General features: G+C 57.6%; 13 protein-coding genes. 1 reads left to right on the plus strand and 12 read right to left on the minus strand.

What is annotated here, in order from left to right; translation table 11 throughout:
* Nucleotides 1-4: 4 nt before the first annotated feature.
* The 7 genes from ccoG to IG617_RS15995 all read right to left on the minus strand — a co-directional run bounded on the left by ccoG (nucleotide 5) and on the right by IG617_RS15995 (nucleotide 7,072).
* Nucleotides 5-1,459, minus strand: a complete 1,455-nt coding sequence (gene ccoG, locus IG617_RS15965; RefSeq protein ID WP_192110260.1) for a cytochrome c oxidase accessory protein CcoG — start codon at nucleotides 1,457-1,459, stop codon at nucleotides 5-7.
* 122 nt (nucleotides 1,460-1,581) lie between these two features.
* The gene (ccoP, locus tag IG617_RS15970) at nucleotides 1,582-2,460 is read right to left on the minus strand and encodes a cytochrome-c oxidase, cbb3-type subunit III (protein WP_192110261.1); all 879 of its coding nucleotides are present in this window, start codon (nucleotides 2,458-2,460) and stop codon (nucleotides 1,582-1,584) included.
* Nucleotides 2,461-2,463: 3 nt separating this feature from the next.
* Nucleotides 2,464-2,619, minus strand: a complete 156-nt coding sequence (locus tag IG617_RS15975) for a cbb3-type cytochrome c oxidase subunit 3 (RefSeq protein WP_192110262.1) — start codon at nucleotides 2,617-2,619, stop codon at nucleotides 2,464-2,466.
* Nucleotides 2,620-2,623: 4 nt separating this feature from the next.
* Nucleotides 2,624-3,358 (minus strand): cytochrome-c oxidase, cbb3-type subunit II, encoded by a 735-nt coding sequence (gene ccoO / locus IG617_RS15980; RefSeq protein ID WP_192110263.1) that lies wholly within the window; start codon nucleotides 3,356-3,358, stop codon nucleotides 2,624-2,626.
* A 14-nt stretch (nucleotides 3,359-3,372) separates the two neighbouring features.
* Nucleotides 3,373-5,028, minus strand: coding sequence for a cytochrome-c oxidase, cbb3-type subunit I (gene ccoN, locus IG617_RS15985; protein WP_192110264.1), 1,656 nt, complete (start codon nucleotides 5,026-5,028; stop codon nucleotides 3,373-3,375).
* Between the two features lie 232 nt (nucleotides 5,029-5,260).
* Complete coding sequence (locus IG617_RS15990) at nucleotides 5,261-6,307, minus strand: AbrB family transcriptional regulator (RefSeq protein ID WP_209008550.1); 1,047 nt, start codon at nucleotides 6,305-6,307, stop codon at nucleotides 5,261-5,263.
* Nucleotides 6,308-6,337: 30 nt separating this feature from the next.
* Nucleotides 6,338-7,072, minus strand: coding sequence for a glutathione S-transferase family protein (locus IG617_RS15995; protein ID WP_192110265.1), 735 nt, complete (start codon nucleotides 7,070-7,072; stop codon nucleotides 6,338-6,340).
* 104 nt (nucleotides 7,073-7,176) lie between these two features.
* On the opposite strand from IG617_RS15995, the gene hemN reads away from it, so the two are divergent.
* A complete protein-coding gene (hemN, locus tag IG617_RS16000; protein ID WP_192110266.1) occupies nucleotides 7,177-8,535 on the plus strand; it encodes an oxygen-independent coproporphyrinogen III oxidase in 1,359 nt (452 codons plus the stop codon).
* Between the two features lie 153 nt (nucleotides 8,536-8,688).
* Here the strand turns inward: hemN and IG617_RS16005 are convergent, their stop codons facing one another.
* The 5 genes from IG617_RS16005 to mscL all read right to left on the minus strand — a co-directional run bounded on the left by IG617_RS16005 (nucleotide 8,689) and on the right by mscL (nucleotide 12,808).
* Nucleotides 8,689-9,408, minus strand: a complete 720-nt coding sequence (locus tag IG617_RS16005) for a Crp/Fnr family transcriptional regulator (RefSeq protein ID WP_209008551.1) — start codon at nucleotides 9,406-9,408, stop codon at nucleotides 8,689-8,691.
* 311 nt (nucleotides 9,409-9,719) lie between these two features.
* Complete coding sequence (locus IG617_RS16010; RefSeq protein ID WP_192110267.1) at nucleotides 9,720-10,061, minus strand: response regulator; 342 nt, start codon at nucleotides 10,059-10,061, stop codon at nucleotides 9,720-9,722.
* A 171-nt stretch (nucleotides 10,062-10,232) separates the two neighbouring features.
* Nucleotides 10,233-10,835, minus strand: coding sequence for a response regulator transcription factor (locus tag IG617_RS16015; protein WP_192110268.1), 603 nt, complete (start codon nucleotides 10,833-10,835; stop codon nucleotides 10,233-10,235).
* Nucleotides 10,836-10,888: 53 nt separating this feature from the next.
* A complete protein-coding gene (locus IG617_RS16020) occupies nucleotides 10,889-12,058 on the minus strand; it encodes a two-component system sensor histidine kinase NtrB (RefSeq protein ID WP_192110269.1) in 1,170 nt (389 codons plus the stop codon).
* A 324-nt stretch (nucleotides 12,059-12,382) separates the two neighbouring features.
* Nucleotides 12,383-12,808: a large conductance mechanosensitive channel protein MscL gene (mscL, locus tag IG617_RS16025; RefSeq protein WP_192110270.1), complete on the minus strand. Its 426-nt coding sequence runs from the start codon at nucleotides 12,806-12,808 to the stop codon at nucleotides 12,383-12,385.
* Nucleotides 12,809-12,956 lie beyond the last annotated feature (148 nt).

Consider the following 12,956-nt stretch of genomic DNA (forward strand, 5'->3'; position numbering starts at 1 on the left):
GCTCCTATGGCGCTTTGAAGTAATCATCAGCTGTTACGACCTCGCCCATCACCGATTCCGTCAGACGGAAAACAATCTCGGTGCTCTTTGGCATTTTGACACCGGCCGGTGAATTGACAAGCACACGCACCTCCCGGGTCGTGTCAGCGCCGACCTCAATGATCGGCCTTCCGGCGAAGGTCGTGTCGATACCCACGGCTTCAACACTTGTTCCAGCGGGCATGCCTTCGACATGCAGCATGAAATTCCGCTCATGGTTTCGTTTGTTCAAAAGCCGAACGGTATAGCCATTGCGGATAGAGCCATCGGTTTGCGTGACGAAAATCGGATTGCGATCATGAAGAACGTTGATGCCGGCAAAATCGCGGGTCAGCAACGCAAACAACATGATGCCTCCGACAAGAGCAATCACCGCGGCATAGATAACAGTCCGCACGCGCACGATTTCGTAGACCGATTCCTTGCCCTCGATCCGGCGCTCGATGTTCTCGTCCGTGTCATAGCCAATCAGCCCGGTCGGCTTTCCGACCTTCTCCATGACATTGTCACAGGCGTCAATGCAGAGCCCGCACTGGATGCAGTCGAGCTGTGTACCCTTCCGGATATCGACGCCGGTCGGGCAGACATGGACACACTGGTGACAGTCGACGCAATCACCTGCCGGCAATCCCTTGAGCTCAAGGGCCTTGTTCTGCTTCAGCGATCCGCGCGGTTCGCCGCGGTCCCACTTGTAGGTAACATTCAGCGCCTTCTCGTCGGTCAGCGCAGCCTGAATGCGCGGCCAAGGGCACATGTAGATGCACACCTGCTCGCGCATGAAGCCGGCCAGCAGATAGGTGGTCGCAGTCAGAATCGCGATCCAGAGATAGGCGCTGAAAGGTGCCTGGAACGTGGCCAGATTATAGACCAGCGTCGGCGCGTCGGAGAAATACAGAACCCAGGCGCCGCCGGTCCACCATGCGATCATGAGCCAGAAGAAGTGCTTGGCAGCCCTGCGTCCGACCTTGCCGGCTGTCCACGGCGCCCTGTCCAAGGCCATACGCGCGCGCCGGTCTCCCTCGATCTTTCGCTCAACATAGAGGAAGAGGTCGGTCCAGACTGTCTGGGGACAAAGATAGCCGCACCAGACGCGGCCTGCGACCGCGTTCATCAAGAACAGAGCAACGGCCGCGATGATCAGGAGGCCCGTGATGTAGTAAACTTCCTGCGGCCAGATCTCGATAAAGAAAAAGTAGCCACGGCGCCCCGCCAGGTCGACGAGCACCGCCTGATCCGGGGCGTTGGGCCCGCGGTCAAAGCGAATGAAGGGCAGGAAATAGTAGATCCCGAGCGTGATGAACAAGATCGCCCATTTGATCCTCCGGAACGTGCCCTTGACGGCCATCGGATAGATCTTCTTGGCTGAGGCGAACCACTCTTCCGCGTGCTCGGCCTGCGTGGCTTCGGTGTCGGCAGACATGCCGTCCGTCCTTCTGTTTCGGATCCTGCCCCAATAGGATCCTTTGCGTCCTGCAGGCCGGACACCCGGCCTGCGTCGTCTTCTCTCTTTGATCCGGGATCAGCCGGACCAATCTCCCAGGACTACTGGCCACCCCCGAAGGAATGGACATATACGGCCAGCGACTTGATCGTCGCCGGATCAAGACGCGCCTCCCACGCCGGCATGACGCCATTGCGCGGGCTGTAGATCTGCGCCTTGATGGCATCCACGGACTTGCCATAGAGGTATGTCGCCGATGTCAGGTTCGGTGCGCCGACTTCAATCATGCCCTTGAGGTCTTCGCCGTGACATGCCGCGCAATTATCGACATAGAGCGTCTCGCCGGCGGCCAGGTCGACACCTTCTTCCGGTTCAAGTCCGGTCTTGGATGCGACGTAACTGGCGACCTGCGAAATCTCTTCGCGGGTGAGCAGCTCGTCAGTGCCAAAGGCCGGCATATCGCCGAAGCGCGCCTCGTCATGATCCGAACGGATCCCGTAAAGAAGCGTGGTATGGATATCGTCCACAGTGCCGCCCCAGATCCAGTTGTCGTCCTGAAGGTTCGGATAGCCCGGCGAACCGATCGCCCCCGAACCGTGACACGGCGCGCAGTTGTCACCGAATGCTGCGCGACCGTTTGCCGAGGCAAACTCGAGCAGGTTCGGCGTGGTGCGGATGTCTTCGAACGACGCTGCGACCAGTTGATCTCCAATGCCCGCGCGTTCTGCGATGCCCGCATCATACGCGGCCAGCGCATTGGCGCGCTGACTGTCGCCAAGGACCCCGGTCGCATAGCTGGAGACCATGGGCCAGGACGGATAGACCACCCAATAGCCTATGGCCCAGACAATGCAGGCGTAGAAGGTATAGAGCCACCAGCGCGGCAGCGGGTTGTTGAGTTCCTTCAGGCCGTCCCACTCGTGGCCGGTGGTTTCGACCCCGGAAATCTGGTCGAGTTCGGGCTTGTGATTATCGGACATGTATCAATCCTCCCGAAACGGGATCTGGGCGGCATCATCGAAGTCCTTGCGGTTCTTCGGCCAGAACACGTAGGCCAGCACGATGCCAAACAGGACAACAAAGTAGAGAAGGCCCCAGGTCTGAGCGAAGCCTGCCACTGCGGAATAGGTCTCGTTCATTGCATCACCTCAGGTTTGCCTTGTCGTCGTAGATTGAGAAATCGACCATGGTTCCGAGCATCTGGAGATAGGCGACGAGCGCGTCCATCTCGGTGACTTCCTTCGGATTACCGTCGAAATCCCGTACCATGGCGGTGGGATAGCGCTCCATGAACTCATCGGAGGCGTCCGTATCCGGCATGGCCTGGCCGAGAACATCTCTCGATGCGCTGGCGATCTGTTCCTCGGTATAGGGAACACCAACGAGCACGTTCGTCTTCAGATGATCACCCATGCCACGCGTGCTAAGCTTTGTTTCAGCCAGAAACGGATAGCCGGGCATGATCGAGACTGGCACCACGGAGCGAGGATCAATAAGATGCTCCACATGCCAATCGTCCGAATACTTGCCGCCGACGCGCGCAAGGTCGGGACCTGTACGCTTGGACCCCCACTGGAAGGGGTGGTCATACATGGACTCCGCGGCCAGCGAGAAGTGACCGTAACGCTCCAGCTCGTCACGCATCGGGCGGATCATCTGCGAGTGGCACAGGTAGCAGCCCTCGCGGATATAGATGTTCCGGCCGACCAGCTCGAGCGGGGTGTAGGGACGGACGCCCTCGGTCTTTTCAATGGTGCTCTTGAGATAGAAGAGCGGCGCAATCTCAACGAGACCGCCGATGGCGACCACGATCAGAATGCCAATGAGGAGAACGAAGGAGTTCTTTTCGAGGATTTGGTGCTTTGACCATACTGACATTTTGTCTCCTCCCCTTATTCGGCCGCAGCCAGATGGCCGGCAGCGCTGGCTTCAGCTTCTTCAGCTTCGCCATGACGGACAGTCATCCAGAGGTTGTAGGCCATGATCACAGCGCCAAGGACGAACAGAGCGCCGCCCAATGCACGGATCACGTAGAAGGGGTACATCGCCTCAACGGTTTCAATGAAGGAATACTCGAGGAAGCCCAGCGCATCGTAGGCACGCCACATAAGGCCCTGCATGATCCCGGACACCCACATGGAGGTGATGTAGAGAACGATGCCGAGGGTCGAGAGCCAGAAGTGCCAGTTGACCAGCTTGAGCGAGTAAAGGTTCTTCTTGTTCCACAGCCACGGAACCAGGCAGTACAGCGCTCCAAAGGAGATGTAGCCGACCCAGCCCAAAGCACCTGAGTGAACGTGACCGATGGTCCAGTCGGTGTAATGCGAAAGCGAGTTCACCGAGCGAAGGCTCATCAAAGGTCCTTCGAAGGTGGACATGCCGTAGAAGGCAACGGACACCACCATCATGCGCAGAACCGGATCGGTCCGCAGCTTGTCCCAGGCACCTGACAGGGTCATCAGACCATTGATCATGCCACCCCAGGACGGCATCCAGAGGATGATCGAGAAGGTTGCGCCCAAGGTCGAAGCCCACTGCGGCAGAGCCGTATAGTGCAGGTGGTGCGGTCCAGCCCAGATGTAGAGGAAGATCAGCGCCCAGAAGTGCACGATGGACAGGCGGTAAGAATAGACCGGCCGCTCAGCGCGCTTGGGCACGAAGTAATACATGATGGCAAGGAAGCCTGCGGTCAGGAAAAAGCCGACAGCGTTGTGACCATACCACCATTGAACCATGGCATCCTGCACGCCTGACCAGACGATGTAGGACTTGGTGCCATAGACCGTCACCGGGATCGTGGCGTTGTTGACCAGATGCAACATCGCGATGGTGACGATGAAGGCCAGGTAGAACCAGTTGGCCACATAGATGTGTGGCTCTTTGCGCTTCCACAAAGTCCCCAGGAACAGCAAGAGGTAGGCAACCCAGACGATGGTCAGCCAAAGGTCGGCGTACCATTCAGGTTCGGCATATTCCTTGGATTGGGTCGCGCCGAGCAGGTAGCCCGTTCCGGCGATGACGATAAAGACGTTGTAGCCGATGATCACAAACCAGGGGAGAACCGAGCCAGGCATGCGCACGCGGCAGGTACGCTGAACCACATACATGGAGGTCGCAATCAGCACATTCCCGCCGAACGCAAAGATCACGGCCGACGTGTGAAGCGGACGCAAGCGGCCGAAATTTGTCCAGGGAAGATCAAAGTTCAGCGCCGGCCATGCCAGCTGCGAAGCAATGATCAAACCGACAGTAAAGCCCGAGATGCCCCAGAACATGGCAGCCACAACACCGAACTTGACCGGCGCCATGTTGTAGTTCGGCTTTCCGTTGATTTCCTGAGGGATCGGGATCCCGCCGTCATCGAAGTAATTCTTGAAGATGACAAACACGCTGCCGGCCGCGACGAATGCGCCGAGCATTGCGTGAAATGCCATCACTTGATCGTAAGTTTTGCCCGCCACGATCAGGCAGGCGAATGCCAACACCACAAGGAAAGCTGCGAAGAGACCTTCCTCGAGCGTGATCAATCTGGCCTGTGTCTGTGCCATTTTGCGCGCCCCAGTCTTCTATATCGTTACACTGTGCCAACGATTGGTCCGACCTTGCGCATGGCGTGGGCAGGCTGACGTTGATCCAGATCAAGATTGCCCGACTCCGCCCGCAAAAGATGGTCGTCACGGAGTCGCTGCGGCAATTTGCGCGGAGAAAACAAGCCTGAAGAGGAAGCAACGGCGATTTGCCGAGAATCGGCGGAGGGGCCACAAATCTGGCGCGCGGACCTTATCTCGAGCCGAGGAAAAACCGGGTCGCAAAGGGCAGAAGCAGCACCATGCCGATGTAGCGAACCAGCTGATGCGCGGCAACGAACGCCGGGTCCAGATCCATCATGAACGCCAGCAACGTCATGACTTCGAGGCCACCTGGCGCATAGGCCAGGAGCAACTGGCCGAATGGCAAGCCGAGAACGGTCGAAACGACCAACGCGATCATGGTGGAGACGCATAAACCGACAGCGACAGCCCCCATGCTCGCCTTGATGATGCGGAGAAACACGGTCAGCGACGTTGAACTGAACCGGCTTCCGATAAAACAGCCAAGGCCGATGTAGCAGGGAATCAAGACAAACTCGGGCAATGCCACCGGGATCACGCCCGACGCATTCAAGGCTGAACTCATGAAGAACGCCCCCGTCATCCATCCTCCGGGGACGCCGACACGCACTGCCACAAAACTTGCGCCGATGCACAGCGCGAACAGGATCGCCATCTGGAGAAGCGTCGGCAAGACATCGCGTTCAAGACCGTGTGGCGGATGGCTGGCGGTGGACGTGATGAAAAGTGGCAGCACCACAATCAGGATCAAGAGCCGGGTTGATTGGGACGCAGCGATCCGCGCCAGATCAACTTGTCTTTCTGCAGCAAGTGCCATGACGAAGGACAGCGCTCCCGGGATCGCGCCAAAGTAGGCGGCCTCAGAATCCCATCGAACGGCATAGCGCAAGAATATGAATGTTGCCCCCGTGACCAGGGCCACCACAACCAGGAGCGCCGCCATCGTCCATGGCCAATCGCTCACCCGCTCGACCACCTCAGGGGTTACGCCCGCCCCCATGGAGAGCCCCAAGACGACAAAGAGGGCGTCGCGCAAAGGATCGGGCAAGGAGACCGGCAGCCTGCCAAGCGCAGCTGCAGCGACAGCCACCATCGCACCAGACATCCCCGCCGCGGGCAGGCCCATAGCTGTGAAGACCAGTCCTCCGGCCGCTCCAAGAGCAACCGTCAGAGCAATCGAGCGCAACGTCTGCCATGATGGCCAATTCAAATTCAACGCAATGTCCTTTTGAAAAGATGTTGGACCTCAGGTGCCCAGCAAGGCTGCCTCGTCCAGATCGGGCCGCTGAGGCTCCAGAAATGCAGAGCCGCTGATTTCCTCCATGGCAATCGCCCGCTGAACCGACGGCCGGTCCTGCAGCAGCGACAACATGCCGTGAAGCGCCGGCCAGCGATCCGCATCGAACACCCGCGCCGCAGGATAGAGATGATACCACCGCACACAGGCCGCGGCATAGAAGTCGAGAAGCGAGGGGGTCGAACCCAGCATGTAGGGACCCGCCGACCCTTGGAATGCCGTTTCCAGATGCGAGAAGCCTTGTTCGATCCGGGTCTCCAGGGCGGCGGCCAGATGCGGCATCCCAGCCTCATCCGACATGTAGCGCTCCGGGCGAAAAGATATCCTGAGATCGGCGTGCAACGTGTTGGACAGAAAGAACAGCCACGACAGGAGCCTACCCCGGTCAGGCGACGCCACCTGGGCCGCCAGCCGCCCGGTCTTGTCGGCCAGGTAAAGAAGAATCCCAGCCGTCTCGAAAAGAGGCTCTTTCTGATCGGGATCAATCAGGACCGGCAGCAAGCCTTGCGGGTTGAGTTTGAGATATTCAGGGGACCTGTTCATTCGATTGGCGCGATTGATCTCGACGAAGCGATAATCCATTTCGAGCTCTTCGAGAATGAAGCGCACCACCAGATTGGCGCTGTCAAAAGAGCCGAACAGATGAAGCCGAGTTGGATCGAGCTGGAAGGCGTCCTGCACCATCTTCTACTTCCTGAGCCGATTTTCGGGATGGCAAACCTGACCTGATTTCCTTCACCTTGCGAAAGATCAAAGACTGAAGGGCGCGCTCACGTCAGTTTGCCGGAATGACTGACACATTCTCATCCTATGCCATGCGCAACGTGCCGCGCTATACCAGTTATCCGACTGCGCCGCATTTTAATGCGGGCGTTACCGACGCGATCTATTCGGACTGGCTTGGCGCGCTGTCACCTCGAGACAGCCTCTCGCTCTATCTGCACGTCCCCTATTGCCGTGAGATGTGCCACTACTGCGGCTGCTACACCAAGGCAACGCGCCAGGAGGCCCCGCTTCTTTCCTACGCCAAAACGCTTGGTCAAGAGCTGGAACTGGTCGCCGATCACCTCAAGACACCGGGTCAGGTCAGGCACATTCACTGGGGCGGCGGGACGCCTAGCCTGTTGCCTGAGCAGAGCCTTCTAGACCTTGCCGGGATGATGCGGGTCCTGTTTGATTTTTCACCAGACATCGAACACGCCATCGAGCTTGATCCACGCTACGTCAGCGCATCCCTCGCCGAAACGCTGGTGACGATGGGTGTCAATCGGGCAAGCCTTGGCGTTCAGGATTTCGACCCCACTGTTCAAGTCGCAATTGGCCGCGTTCAGTCCTATGACCTCGTCAAGACCGCAACGGAGCGGCTGCGGCATGCCGGTCTGGCTGCGTTGAACTTCGACCTGATGTATGGCTTGCCGGAACAATCGCTAGAGACCATCCGTGACACGGTTGCGCGCACCGTTGAGCTGAATCCGGGCCGGATTGCGCTCTTCGGCTATGCCCATGTGCCATGGATGAAAAAACATCAGCGCCTGATTGATGAAAGCCGCCTTCCCTCCGCTGCAGAGCGCCTTGCCCTCGCTGAAGCGGCTCGCGCCGACCTCTTGAGCGCCGGGTACCTGGCGATCGGCCTCGATCATTTTGCCAGACCGGACGATTCCATGGCGATCGCGGAGCAACAGGGGCAGCTGCGCCGGAATTTTCAGGGCTACACCACGGACACGGGCGACCAGCTGATCGGTTTTGGCGTTTCGTCAATCGGGAAGCTCAGCCAGGGCTACGTCCAGAACATGCCTGACGTCAGGCATTGGAGCCGGGCCATTTCGGATGGCAAGCTTCCTGTTGCCAAAGGCATGGCACTGAGCACGGACGACCGCCTGCGTGGCAGCATCATCGAACAACTAATGACCAATCATCTGTGCGACATTGAAGAGACCTCCCGGCTGTTCGGCACCGAACCAGCTGATCTTCTGCCGTCGATAGATGCGCTTCAGGAGCTGGTCGACCAGGGTCTGGTTCAGCTGAATGGCTGGACGGTGGTCATTCCGAAGAGAGGCCAGAGCTATGTCCGCCTCGCCGCGGCAGCTTTCGATGCCTATCTTGGCGGGCGAGACGCCGGCGCGGGCAAGCATTCCATGGCTGTCTGAGCATAAGTTTTGGTGGCGAGGTTTCCTCGGTCAATCTTTCCCCGCCCACGTCCGGGGCAAAACAGCTGACAAAAAAGCCGGCGCAGGGGCTGCGCCGGCAAGGGGGCCGATGGGAGGATGCACAGTTCGGTGGGCCCCGAAGTTTTTGGGAACTCAGTGAATGCCGGTCATCTGGCAAAGACCGCAAATCCGGTTCAGATGGATCTTGTCGGACCGATCGATCCGGATCACGCCGCGGCGCTTGAGGTCAGAGACCACACGGCTCACAGTTTCGATCGTCAGACCGAGGTAGTCCGCGATTTCCTGGCGCGTCATATGCAGCTGGAGATCACACCCATCGTCAGACTTGCTCGGATCAGGTCCGACACAGCCAACACCGCCACCACGGTTGGGCACGAGGTACATCAAGAACGATGCAACGCGCTCGACGGCAGACTTGCGGCCTAGCAACACTGCGTGTTCGTGCAGAATGTTCATCTGGTTGGTCAGGCACTTTGTGAGCTGACGCTGAAGATCAACCGATGCTTCGACCTGCTTCAGATCAACTTCACGAACCGTCGCTTCAGTCAGCGTTTCAGCGGTGCAGTCCTGTTCCTCACCGGCGGACAAACCGAAGATGTCGCCGGGGCGCAGGATTTCGACAACCTGGCGCCGTCCGTCCGGGAGCAGCTTGAAGAGCATGATCGTGCCGCTTGCCAGCTGATAGAGACGCTTTGCCTCGTCGCCCTCGTAATACACGACGTCATGCGCGCCGAATTTCGTGAGTTTGGCGCCGAAGGCCTCAAATGTCGGTTGAGTTGCCACTGCCATGGGGCGCGCAGCCGCCCGCGCAGCGCCATATTGACCGTTCGCTTCGTGTTCCAGGTATGCCATTTCAGACCCCTCCTTTACGCAGCAAGGGGCACAATAGACATGAGGAACAGAAGATCATCTTCTGCCTATCCCGGTCAGTGTTGGCTCAGTCCCGTCCGACTGCCCAACGCCCTTGCTAAGAACAAGCTAGACCGATGATCTCGATCAAGAAATTCGGTCGAATGCGTAAGGCCAACTACATAGTTACCATATGGAATACGTAAGTATCCCTAAGCAGTTACCGCAGGTCGAGCTGCATGAAGTACACCAAGATGGTCGAGTTTTTTACCGAGTGAGACTGATCGCCTCGGGAGATTTTCTGGAAGGGGAAATCAGTTCAAATGTTCTGCAAGTGCCGGAAATGACAGAGGCTTGCGCAGAACAGTCATGGAGGCAAACTGTGGCAGCTTTCGCTCCAGCTTGGACTTTGAATGGCCGGAAATCACGATCACCCGTGGCGGCTCCTCGCTCAGCTCCAGGCGCCGGACCACTTCCTCCCCGCCGATACCAGGAAGGCCCAGATCAACAATCACCAGATCTTCGGAATCAGGTGCTGGCTCTGCCAGAAAACTCTCCGCATCGGGATAGCAAAGCGGTGCATGACCAAGGACACTCAAAACAGTGGCCAAGGCATCAGAGACCGCCAGATCATCCTCGATTATGTGAATACGCACGGAGTTTTGCTTTCAGAATTCAGACTGGTACAGACCGCCCAATGTAGAGCAAAACATGCAGGTTTTCAGTACGCACAAACACGAATTTTCGCTGCGAAAGCCGTACTCAGAGTATGTGTTTGCGGCCGCTGCAATCAGAGGCGGCGCCTAGATGACGCCACCTGTCCAGCTCTATGCCCGGCCCAGGACAATCCGAACCAGGTCAGCCGCGTTTCGGGCACCCAGTTTTTCCATGATCCGGGCCCTGTGAACCTCAACGGTCCTTGGACTGATCCCCAGGATGCGGCCAGCTTCCTTGTTTGAGGCTCCGCCGGTGATTTCCTGCAGGACGTCACGCTCCCGCCGGGTCAAAAGATCCGACCCCTCAAAGACGGTCGGATCGTTTTCCAGCTGACGCTTTTCCATCGCCGCGATGCCGTCATTGATCCGGCCCACCACGGTCTCGGCGGTAAAGGGCTTTTCAATGAAATCAAAGGCGCCATTCCGGATCGCCTCGACCGCCATGGGGATATCGCCCTGACCGGAGATGATGAAAATCGGCGCGGGATAATCCTCGCCATTCAACGCCTTCAGGATTTCGATACCGGAGCGGCCCGGCATATGGACATCAAGAACAACGCAGGCCGGATGGGTCTTGCTCGCGGAATTTACGAACGTGTCGCCATCTGAAAAGGTCTCAACCACGAAACCCTCCATGCTGAACACGACAGACAGCGCATCACGCACCGCCGGGTCGTCATCAACGATGTAGATGGCTTTCGCATCGTTCGTCATTCTTGTCACGTCCTTCCAATTTGAACCGGCCTGCCGTTCGACATCAGCCGTGCTCAGTCACACAGTGCGCCGGCGTCATTTGCGCGGCGCGCAGTACCGACCGGTAATTTCAAGATAAATGTTGCTCCGCGCCCGGAAACGCTTGGGCCGAGCAAGAGGTCACCGCCGTGGTTCTGGGCGATCGACCTTGAAATGGCGAGCCCCAATCCAAGGCCCTTCTGCTTCTTGCCGGTAAAGGCCTTGAAGAGCTCAGGTACGAGATCCTCGGGAACCCCTGTTCCCGTATCACTGACCTGAAATTCAACAAAGCCATCCTTCAGATCGGCCGCGAGGTGAACATTTTTGGTCTTGCTTTCACTGATCGCTTCACGAGCGTTTTTCAGCAAGTTGACCAAGACCTGCCTGATCTGAACCGGATCGGCAGGGAGCGTCGGCAACCCGGGCTCTACGGAAGACGTGAACAGAGAGCGTCGCTCATTGGTGCCGAGCTCAACGAGCTCGATACAGGCCTTCGCGAAGGAAGCAACCTCGATTTGCTCACGCTCCGGCTCTTTCTTTTCTACAAGCTGGCGCATCCGTTGAATGATTTCACCGGCGCGCTCTGCTTCCTTTTCCGCCTTCAAAATGACGCTGAGCATCATCGGGTCGAAGTCGGCGCTGGCGCCGGCCTTGCGGGATACTGACTGCAGGTAGAGCAAGATGGCTGTCAGCGGCTGGTTGAGTTCATGCGCAATCGCCGCGCCCATCTCGTCCATGGCACTGATACGGGTCATGTGGACGAGTTGTGCCTGGGCCTGAGCCAGTCTTTCTTCGACGGACTTCCGGGACCTCAGATCCCTCAGGATGCCGATGAACTGACGACCTTCGCTGGTCGACGCATCGCCGACGGACAGCTCGACAGGAAACTCCGTACCGTCCTTGTGTCGTCCACGAACCTCGCGGCCAATTCCGATAATCTTCTTCTCACCGGTATCGAGATAGTGCTGGACGAAACCGTCATGTGCAGCGGCGAAATCTGCCGGCATGATTTTCATGACGTTGTCGCCAATTAGTTCGGCGGCCGTGTAGCCAAACAGCTTCTCACATGCCTTGTTGAAGGCAAGCACCTGACAGCGTTCATTAATCACGACGATGCCATCGGCAGCGGTGTCAAAAACACTCGCCAGACGTGCGTCAGAGACGGTCGCTTGCCGCTCGCTATGTTCGTCTAGTCCCTGATCCATCGCCCCGGTCCCAAGCCCACTTCGAGGACGCTTTCGAATTCAGGTTTAAGGGTAATCACGTAACTCGGCAAGGCATAGTCTCAAGCCTGCGCTGCGACCCATTCAACAATTCGATCAATAGTTTCGTTCCTACGAGCCGCATTGAGGCGTGGCAAGATCGTGAATTTTCACAAGATCGCAACAAAATAGGGCGCGAACCTCGCGATCCTCGGCCACTCGCCATTTCAAGCCACCGCTGCGGCTGATCAACTCAGTGTATTCCTTCAAAAAAACAACCGGACTTCTCAGAGAAGCCCGGTTGCGCATCACACCGAAGAGTAGAATTTACTTCTTCAACAGGTCGCGAATTTCCTCGAGCAGAACAACTTCCTTTGCAGGAGCTGCAGGTGCCGCCGGCGCTGCTTCTTCCTTGCGGCGCATGTTGTTCACACCCTTGACCACGATGAAAAGTGCGAAAGCCACGATCACGAACTTGATGATGGCATTGATGAAGAGGCCAATGTTCCAGGTTACTGCGCCCGCTTCCTTTGCGGCAGCTACCGTTGCATAGGGGCCTTCAGGCGTGCCCTGCTTCAAGAGCAGGAACATCTCGGAAAAGTCGATATTGCCCAGCATCAATCCGACTGGCGGCATGATGATATCATCAACCATGGATGAAACGATTGCACTGAATGCTGCACCAATGACGATGCCGACAGCCATGTCGACCATGTTGCCTTTGACGGCAAACTCTTTGAATTCTTTCAACATTAAAGGTAGTCCCCGTTAGTCTTTTCCCCGAACAGAAAATCGGAATGATCTTCTGCGGAATGGTAAATAGAACCTTTATGAACCTTCCGACAAGCAGATTTCTCGTTGCTTGCACTCAACCGCAAGACCAATAGACACAACACAGCAC

It is taken from the genome of Roseibium polysiphoniae (assembly GCF_014842925.1).
GTDB classification, from domain to species: Bacteria; Pseudomonadota; Alphaproteobacteria; order Rhizobiales; family Stappiaceae; genus Roseibium; species Roseibium polysiphoniae.

Bases quoted from the DNA above. Each gene is read 5' to 3' on its own strand.
- IG617_RS16005 (WP_209008551.1), bottom strand. From the start codon at position 9,408: ATGGCATACCTGGAACACGAAGCGAACGGTCAATATGGCGCTGCGCGG.
- ccoN (WP_192110264.1), bottom strand. From the start codon at position 5,028: ATGGCACAGACACAGGCCAGATTGATCACGCTCGAGGAAGGTCTCTTC.
- ccoP (WP_192110261.1), bottom strand. From the start codon at position 2,460: ATGTCCGATAATCACAAGCCCGAACTCGACCAGATTTCCGGGGTCGAA.
- IG617_RS16015 (WP_192110268.1), bottom strand. From the start codon at position 10,835: ATGACGAACGATGCGAAAGCCATCTACATCGTTGATGACGACCCGGCG.
- IG617_RS16020 (WP_192110269.1), bottom strand. From the start codon at position 12,058: ATGGATCAGGGACTAGACGAACATAGCGAGCGGCAAGCGACCGTCTCT.
- ccoG (WP_192110260.1), bottom strand. From the start codon at position 1,459: ATGTCTGCCGACACCGAAGCCACGCAGGCCGAGCACGCGGAAGAGTGG.
- IG617_RS15975 (WP_192110262.1), bottom strand. From the start codon at position 2,619: ATGAACGAGACCTATTCCGCAGTGGCAGGCTTCGCTCAGACCTGGGGC.
- ccoO (WP_192110263.1), bottom strand. From the start codon at position 3,358: ATGTCAGTATGGTCAAAGCACCAAATCCTCGAAAAGAACTCCTTCGTT.
- mscL (WP_192110270.1), bottom strand. From the start codon at position 12,808: ATGTTGAAAGAATTCAAAGAGTTTGCCGTCAAAGGCAACATGGTCGAC.
- IG617_RS15995 (WP_192110265.1), bottom strand. From the start codon at position 7,072: ATGGTGCAGGACGCCTTCCAGCTCGATCCAACTCGGCTTCATCTGTTC.
- hemN (WP_192110266.1), top strand. From the start codon at position 7,177: ATGACTGACACATTCTCATCCTATGCCATGCGCAACGTGCCGCGCTAT.